The sequence below is a fragment of the Aeromonas aquatica genome, from assembly GCF_000764655.1.
In the GTDB taxonomy this organism is placed as follows: Bacteria; Pseudomonadota; Gammaproteobacteria; order Enterobacterales; family Aeromonadaceae; genus Aeromonas; species Aeromonas aquatica.
Map to the genome: position 1 here is coordinate 1 of NZ_JRGL01000018.1, position 7836 is coordinate 7836.

Consider the following 7836-nt stretch of genomic DNA (forward strand, 5'->3'; position numbering starts at 1 on the left):
GTGCTCAAGCATCTGCATCAGCTATGGGGATTTGATGTGGTGCTGGAGCAAGATAACGGGGAGCTGCCCGCCGACATCATAGGGCGTTGCCCGGAACGCAAGGGAAACAGCTGACATCAAGGCATAAAAAAACGCGCCATATGGCGCGTTTTTTCTTTGCAGAAACGACTCAGTTATCGCACAAGTTGCTCGGCATGTCCTGGCGTAGGCGAGTCCACAGCTTGCCAGACTCGATGCCGTACTGACGCACTGTCATGAAGACGGCCTCGTGATTCTTGGTCTCGGCCAGACCCAGCAGCGCCTTGTAATAGGCATCTGCCGTCTCGCGCGCCTGCTTGTCTGAGAAGTAGTAACGTCCCACTCTACTATACAACCCCTTGAAACCGTTCAGGATCAGGGCGTAGATAGGGTTGCCTGAGGCAAATGAGAGCTGGTGATGCAGACGATAATCGAACTCTGCGTAAGCTTCCGGTGAGTTTTCAACCCCTTGTGCTGCGCGCAAGATCTCGGCCGCCTGCTCGGGGTTGTTGCGAATGGCGCCGCGAATAAAGATGGTGCAGATGTTGGTACGGGCAGACAGTAATTGCGCCACCAGATCCGGCACCTTGTCCTGATCGAGCCGTGCCAGGGTCTCCAAGATGTTGAGACCCGAGGTTTCCCAGAAGTTGTTGACCTTGGTCGGTTTGCCGTGCTGGATGGTGAGCCAGCCATCACGGGCAAGACGCTGCAGCACTTCGCGCAAGGTGGTACGAGTCACGCCAATCAGCTCGGACAGTTCGCGCTCCGCCGGCAGAATGGATCCAGGAGGAAAGCGATTGTTCCAGATGGACTCGATGATGTATTCCTCGGCAAACCCTGCGGGGCTCTGCGCTTTTATGACCATGTAGTGACTCTGTTGTAGTGCGTAAAAAGGCTCACGAATAATAGCAAAGCCGGTCATGCTAGCAAGCAGAAGGTCAGTCCTCTGCTCACATTAACCCGATCTTTTTGTTAAAAACATGTATATGAAAACACAATGGGTTTCAGCCAAGACTAGTTTGTGGCGATAAAAACGCCTCTCAGCTGGGCAATCACCATCACCTTTATTTATAGTTATCGCTCCCTTGATTAAAATCATGTGCAATCAATTTGATAAGGGTGACTATCCGGATGCTCGGGTCGGGTATGCCTCGACTGCATAGACGCAGATACCAACAACAGAAACAGAGAACCATCATCATGCCAATCAGCCTAGGGCGCGCGTTTGCAAAGAATTTTTTGGGCAATGCCCCCCAGTGGTACAAGCTTGCCATCGTCTCATTCCTGCTGATCAACCCGATCGTCTTCCACTATGATCCTTTCCTGGCCGGCTGGTTACTGGTTGTCGAATTCATCTTCACCCTGGCTATGGCGCTCAAATGCTACCCACTGCAGCCCGGCGGCCTGCTCGCCATTGAAGCCGTGCTCATCGGCATGACCTCGGCCAACCAGGTCAAGCATGAGCTGGTAGCCAATATCGAGGTGCTGCTGCTGCTGGTATTCATGGTGGCGGGCATCTACTTCATGAAGCAGTTGCTGCTCTATGTCTTCACCAAGATGCTGGTCCGTATCCATTCCAAGACGCTGCTGTCCCTCGCATTCTGTCTGGTCTCGGCATTTCTGTCCGCCTTCCTCGATGCCCTCACCGTGATCGCCGTGGTGATCAGCGTCGCCACCGGTTTCTACGCCATCTATCACAAGGTGGCCTCACGGGATGAATCTGGCAGCCTGCACGACGATGACAACGGGCTTGATGAGCCAAGCCGCCAGCACCTGAACGAGTTTCGCGCCTTCCTGCGCAGCCTGATGATGCATGCCGCCATCGGTACCGCACTGGGAGGCGTCTGCACCCTGGTGGGTGAGCCACAGAACCTCATCATCGGCGAACAGGCTGGTTGGCATTTCGGCGAATTCGTCCTTCGCATGGCCCCGGTGACCATCCCGGTCTTCATCTGTGGCCTGCTTACCTGCATCCTGGTGGAGAAGTGCCGCTGGTTTGGCTATGGCACCAAGCTGCCCGAGCCCGTGCGCCGCATCATGGAGGCCTACGAGCGTGACGAAGATGCCCAGCGCTCCCCGCAAGAGAAGGCCAAGCTGGTCGTCCAGGCCCTGATCGCCCTCTGGCTGATCGCGGGTCTCGCGCTGCATCTGGCGGCCGTGGGCCTGATCGGCCTGAGCGTCATCGTGCTTGCAACCTCCTTCACCGGCATCACCGAGGAACACGCCCTCGGCAAGGCGTTCCATGAGGCACTGCCCTTCACCGCGCTGCTCACCGTCTTCTTCAGCGTGGTGGCGGTGATCATCGATCAGCAGCTGTTCAAGCCGGTGATCCAATGGGTGCTTGCCGCCAAGCCAGAGGACCAGCTCGCCCTCTTCTATCTGGCGAACGGCCTGCTCTCCATGGTCAGCGATAACGTCTTCGTCGGCACCGTCTACATCAACGAGGTGAAGACAGCCCTGCTCAATGGTGCCATCAGCCGTGAGCAATTCGATCTGCTGGCGGTGGCCATCAACACCGGCACCAACCTGCCTTCGGTCGCCACTCCCAACGGTCAGGCGGCGTTCCTGTTTATGCTGACCTCGGCCCTGGCCCCCTTGCTGCGACTCTCTTACGGCCGCATGGTCTGGATGGCCCTGCCCTACACCCTGGTGCTGGGGCTGGTGGGTTTCTTCGCGGTGGAACAGCTGCTCGCCCCTGCCACCGAATGGTTCTACCAGGCCGGCTGGTTGATGCAAAGCGGCACTGTGCCAACCCCAGTCCCCCTGTCACACTGATGATGGAAGGGTCCTCGCGGACCCTTTCTTTTTACATCCGGCTCTGCTCTAATTCAGCCACTATTTTCTCTGTGAGATCAATCAGATGATCGAATTTCTTCGCCGTATTGCCAGCCATCGACTGGCCTGGGGACTGCTTGCCGCTTCCGCTCTGTTGTTCGAGCTGTGTGCCCTCTTCTTCCAGCATGTGCTGGGCTTGCACCCCTGTGTCATGTGTATCTATGAACGGATCGCCATCCTGGGGGTGATCGCGGCCGGCCTGCTCGGTATGGTGGCGCCCCAGAAATGGTATGTCCGTTGGAGCGCACTGCTGCTGTGGGGCTACAGCGCCTTCTGGGGCCTAAAACTGGCGCTCAAGCATGTTGATTACCAGCTGAACCCCTCCCCCTTCAACGTATGCGAAGGCTTCGTCGACTTCCCGAGCTGGGCGCCGCTCGATCAGTGGATCCCCTGGCTGTTCTTCCCGGATGGCGACTGCAGCGAGATCAGCTGGCAGTTCCTCAGTTTCTCCATGCCCCAGTGGCTGGTGGTCATCTTCGCCGCCTACCTGCTGGTGTTTGTGGTGGTAGCCGTCGGCAACCTGGTCAAAGGCCGCTGCTGCAACTGATGTACTCGACAGAGATGTAAAAGGGAGCCATTGGCTCCCTTTTTCTATCCCGTCCGTGACTCGGTGCGACTCATCCCTAGGCTCAGCTTCTCCCTGCTGCGCCTCATCAGGCTGGTGGTTATCTTCGCCGCCTACCTGCTGGTGTTCACGGTGGTGGTCATCGGCAACCTGGTCAAGGGCCGTTGCTACATCTCGACAGAGACTAAAAAGGGAGCTACTGGCTCCCTTTTTGATGATGCTGCGCCGCCAGTGCTCTCAAGGCTTGTCGGCACTGCGCTTCGCCTTCACCATGCCGATGACCATGGGCAACAGCGAGATAAGGATGATGCCGAAGATAAGCAGCGTGAAGTTCTGGCGCACCACCGGCAGGTTGCCGAAGAAGTGGCCCGCATAGACGAAGCTGATGACCCACAGCAGGGCACCCACCAGGTTGAATGCCAGGAAGCGTGGGTAAGTCATGGCCCCCATGCCCGCCACGAAGGGGGCGAAGGTGCGCACTATCGGCATGAAACGGGTGATGATAATGGTCTTGCCACCGTGCTTGGCATAGAAGGCGTGCGTCTTGTCCAGGTAGTCCCGGCGGAAGATCTTGGAGTCCGGATTGCGAAATAGCTGCTCACCGAAGAAGTGGCCTATGGTGTAGTTCACCACGTTGCCGAGCACGGCGGCGACGATCAGCACCGCCGCCAGAGTGTGCACATCCAGCACACTTCCCACGGTGAGCGCTCCGGCGGCAAACAGCAGCGAGTCGCCGGGCAGGAAGGGGGTCACCACCAGGCCGGTTTCACAGAAGATGATGAGGAACAGGATGGCGTACACCCAGACACCATAGTTTTCAAACAGCTCTTTCAGATGCACGTCAACGTGCAGCACAAAGTCAATCGCGAACAGGATCAGATCCATTTATTTATACCCATGAAGTGAACGGCGAGGAGTCTACGCCAATGCCCTGCGAGCCACAATCAGCGGCGCCCGTGCCCAGCTGGAAAATCCGGCCCCATGCTGCCCCAGCGCCATTCCCTGGCATAAAGAGGGATGCCAAGGCGCTTATTCCCGCGCATCCAGCCCCTGCCGAACCTCGGCGGGCAGACAGGACTCCCAGCCCCAGAGCAGCAACAGCAGCAGGCTGATGTCATCGAACCAGCCAAACAGCGGCACCACGTCCGGAATGAGATCCACCGGGCTGATGCCGTAGATCAGGATGAGGATCACCAGCCCCTTGGCCCACCAGGGAGTAGCCGGGTGGCGAAAGCCAAAATAGAGGCGACGCAGCCGCCGCCAGATGAGCCAGCGCTTGCCGCTCGGCTGTTTGCTCAACTCTCGATCAACTCGCTGCGCAGGCGCTGGATCTGATCCCGCATGGCCGCTGCCTGCTCGAACTCCAAATCCCGCGCATGCTGGAACATCTGCTCTTCCATCCGTTTGATCTCCTTGGCGATCTCGCTGGCAGTGCGGACATGGTATTCCCCTTGCGGCTCGGCCGCCTTGCGACTGCCCCTGCCACCCTTGCCGGCAGTGCGGCTGGCGCCCATGTCCATCACATCGCTCACCGACTTGTTGAGGCCCGTAGGCGTGATGCCGTGTTCGAGGTTGTGGGCATGCTGCAAGGCGCGGCGTCGCTCCGTCTCCTCGATGGCCACCTTCATGGAGTTGGTGATGGTATCGCCGTACAGGATCACCTTGCCGTTGAGGTTGCGGGCCGCCCGGCCTATGGTCTGGATCAGGGAGCGGGTGGAGCGCAGGAAGCCCTCCTTGTCCGCATCCAGAATCGCTACCAGCGAGACTTCCGGCATGTCGAGCCCTTCCCGCAGCAGGTTGATGCCCACCAGCACGTCGAACTTGCCGAGCCGCAAGTCGCGAATGATCTCCACCCGCTCGACGGTGTCGATGTCCGAGTGCAGGTAGCGCACCCGCACGTCGTGATCCGCTAGGTATTCGGTCAAGTCTTCCGCCATCCGCTTGGTAAGGGTGGTGACCAGCACTCGCTCCTCCACCGCGACCCGCAGCCGGATCTCGGACAGCAGATCGTCCACCTGGGTGGTGACCGGACGCACCTCGATTTCGGGATCGAGCAAGCCGGTCGGGCGCACAACCTGCTGCACCACGTCGCCGCCGGACTTCTCCAGTTCGTAAGGACCGGGGGTGGCCGAGACGAACACCGTCTGTGGCATCAGGGCCTCGAACTCGTCGAACTTCAGCGGCCGGTTGTCCAGCGCCGAAGGCAGCCGGAAGCCGTACTCCACCAGCGTCTCCTTGCGGGATCTGTCCCCTTTGAACATGGCGCCGATCTGCGGCACGGTGACGTGGGACTCGTCGATGATGAGCAGACCATCCCCCGGCAGGTAGTCGAACAGGGTGGGCGGCGGCTCGCCGGGGGCACGCCCCGACAGATAGCGACTGTAGTTCTCGATGCCGGAGCAGTAACCGAGCTCCTGCATCATCTCGATGTCGAACTGGGTGCGCTGGCTGATGCGCTGCTCTTCCACCAGCTTGTTGAGGGAGAGCAGCTGCTCACGGCGCCCCTTGAGCTCCTCCTTGATGTGATCGATGGCCCCGAGGATGGTCTCGCGCGGCGTGGCGTAGTGGGTCTTGGGATAGATGGTGTAGCGCACCACCGTCTGCTCTATGGCCCCGGTCAGGGGATCGAACTGGGAGAGTCGCTCCACCTCCTCGTCGAACAGCTCCACCCGCAGGGCCAGCTTATCCGATTCGGCGGGGTAGATGTCGATCACCTCCCCCCTCACCCGGAAGGTGCCGCGACTGAAGGCCACATCGTTGCGGGTATATTGCAGCTCGGCGAGGCGGCGCAGTATATCCCGCTGGTTGATCACATCCCCGACTTTGAGGTGCAACATCATGCTGAGATAGGCCTGGGGATCCCCCAGACCATAGATGGCCGACACCGAGGCAACGATCACCACGTCCCGCCGCTCCAGCAGCGCCTTGGTGGCCGACAGCCGCATCTGCTCGATGTGATCGTTGATGGAGGCATCCTTCTCGATGAAGGTGTCCGTGGTCGGCACATAGGCTTCCGGCTGGTAATAGTCGTAATAGGAGACGAAGTACTCCACCGAGTTCTCGGGGAAGAACTCCTTCATTTCACCATAGAGCTGGGCCGCCAGGGTCTTGTTCGGCGCCAGTATCATGGTGGGTCTATTGAGGGTGGCGATCACGTTGGCCATGGTAAAGGTCTTGCCCGAGCCGGTCACCCCGAGCAGAGTCTGGTGGGCGAGCCCGGATTCGATGCCATCGAGCAGCCGGGCGATCGCCGCGGGCTGATCCCCCGCCGGTTCAAACTGGCTGGCCAACTGAAATAACTTGCTCATCACGACTCCCAGCAAAAAACAGCAAGAGAGAAGTGTACCCCGAGTTGGCGGGCCTGGGTATCCACTCTGCCTGCCAAGCGGCTATTGACCTCGAAAAGCGAGCTCTGTATAGTGCGTCTCCTTGCCTGATGTTCCCCCGTAGTTCAGTCGGTAGAACGGCGGACTGTTAATCCGTATGTCACTGGTTCAAGTCCAGTCGGGGGAGCCAATTTCCTCACCACCTCGGTGCAAGTTATCCACTTTAGTGCTTTCCTCTGCCAATTTTAATGCACAAGCCGTCTCTCACGGCGACACTCCCATTTGATCCCCCTCTCCCGAGCGACAGCGTTTTCTGCTGTTGCATATAACTATATGATTTTTATAGGAACATTTTTTTACCGGTATTTTTTGAACAGCCCTTGCACCCCAGCATTGGCGCGGCCTGCAGCCTGATTGCCAAGTTTCACTAACAGGGTTATCCACAGATTCTGTGGGTAAGTGAGTCAAAGCCAAGGGGCGCCTAGGTTGGCAGCGATTGTCTCCGCTTTGGCAAGGCGAAACGCCTCGCCCCCCATTTTCTGCTGTTTTTCCCCTCCCCCCTAAATGGGTCTGATGCTGACATTGAGATCAGTCTGCCCCCGGCTTTTTTTCGCCATGCCCCGTGCCATGGGTCACCCTCTGCCTGACAGGGAAAAGTGCTCCTTCATGGCCTTTCTGCCCTACCAGTCAAAAATGCTGAAAAGCATGCTCAGTTGCGCCCCAGACAGCAGGTAATAAATTGTCCACAGGGGCCGGGAGCCTTCGCCCCCCGATAGCAGAAATCACTAATTGACAGCGGCACTGGCAGTGAGAAAGAGAGGTCTTTCCCCCCGGGAGCCGGGGCATGCCCCCTCCTTAGCGGAAGCATGCCCACTTAACTGCCTGTTAATCCGCTTTTGGACTTCTCTCTTGATAAGGGATCCTGCACAATATCGGCCCCACTTTTTTCCTCGGTTTTTCCGGGCATGACCATAGATTTCGTGACACTGCTACATCAAAGCGACTCCCTGCTGCTGTTCGTGGTACTGGCCTTTGGCCTGCTGCTGGGCAAGGTTCGCCTCGGCAACTTTCAGATTGGCAACACCATAGGGG

Annotated in this window: 7 protein-coding genes and 1 tRNA gene; 4 read left to right on the plus strand and 4 right to left on the minus strand. The window is 58.5% G+C overall.

The annotated features are described in order from the left end of the window. Positions 1–114, plus strand: a 114-nt coding sequence (locus LG30_RS22985) for a hypothetical protein (RefSeq protein WP_420796339.1), incomplete at its 5' end; no start/stop codon positions are given. Between the two features lie 55 nt (positions 115–169). On the opposite strand, the gene fadR is transcribed toward LG30_RS22985, so the two are convergent. Continuing rightward, entirely contained in the window at positions 170–883 is a 714-nt protein-coding gene (fadR, locus tag LG30_RS0105120; protein WP_033129643.1) for a fatty acid metabolism transcriptional regulator FadR, read from the minus strand. A gap of 335 nt (positions 884–1218) precedes the next feature. On the opposite strand from fadR, the gene nhaB reads away from it, so the two are divergent. Together nhaB and dsbB are read left to right on the plus strand one after the other, a co-directional pair. Next, complete coding sequence (nhaB, locus tag LG30_RS0105125) at positions 1219–2793, plus strand: Na(+)/H(+) antiporter NhaB (protein ID WP_033129644.1); 1575 nt, start codon at positions 1219–1221, stop codon at positions 2791–2793. A gap of 85 nt (positions 2794–2878) precedes the next feature. Beyond that, entirely contained in the window at positions 2879–3400 is a 522-nt protein-coding gene (dsbB, locus tag LG30_RS0105130) for a disulfide bond formation protein DsbB (protein WP_033129645.1), read from the plus strand. Between the two features lie 255 nt (positions 3401–3655). Here the strand turns inward: dsbB and LG30_RS0105135 are convergent, their stop codons facing one another. The 3 genes from LG30_RS0105135 to uvrB all read right to left on the minus strand — a co-directional run bounded on the left by LG30_RS0105135 (position 3656) and on the right by uvrB (position 6726). Beyond that, entirely contained in the window at positions 3656–4303 is a 648-nt protein-coding gene (locus LG30_RS0105135; RefSeq protein ID WP_033129646.1) for a DedA family protein, read from the minus strand. A gap of 144 nt (positions 4304–4447) precedes the next feature. Continuing rightward, the gene (locus tag LG30_RS0105140) at positions 4448–4717 is read right to left on the minus strand and encodes a YkvA family protein (RefSeq protein WP_033129647.1); all 270 of its coding nucleotides are present in this window, start codon (positions 4715–4717) and stop codon (positions 4448–4450) included. Continuing rightward, a complete protein-coding gene (gene uvrB / locus LG30_RS0105145) occupies positions 4714–6726 on the minus strand; it encodes an excinuclease ABC subunit UvrB (RefSeq protein WP_033129648.1) in 2013 nt (670 codons plus the stop codon). Before uvrB ends, LG30_RS0105140 begins: the two co-directional genes overlap by 4 nt. A gap of 132 nt (positions 6727–6858) precedes the next feature. Between uvrB and LG30_RS0105150 the strand changes: the two genes are divergently transcribed. Beyond that, positions 6859–6934, plus strand: a tRNA-Asn gene (locus LG30_RS0105150). Positions 6935–7836: the final 902 nt, after the last annotated feature.

What these genes read in the sequence shown, in the direction of transcription:
- fadR (WP_033129643.1), bottom strand. Translation starts at nt 883, where the DNA reads ATGGTCATAAAAGCGCAGAGCCCCGCAGGGTTTGCCGAGGAATACATC.
- nhaB (WP_033129644.1), top strand. Translation starts at nt 1,219, where the DNA reads ATGCCAATCAGCCTAGGGCGCGCGTTTGCAAAGAATTTTTTGGGCAAT.
- dsbB (WP_033129645.1), top strand. Translation starts at nt 2,879, where the DNA reads ATGATCGAATTTCTTCGCCGTATTGCCAGCCATCGACTGGCCTGGGGA.
- LG30_RS0105135 (WP_033129646.1), bottom strand. Translation starts at nt 4,303, where the DNA reads ATGGATCTGATCCTGTTCGCGATTGACTTTGTGCTGCACGTTGACGTG.
- uvrB (WP_033129648.1), bottom strand. Translation starts at nt 6,726, where the DNA reads ATGAGCAAGTTATTTCAGTTGGCCAGCCAGTTTGAACCGGCGGGGGAT.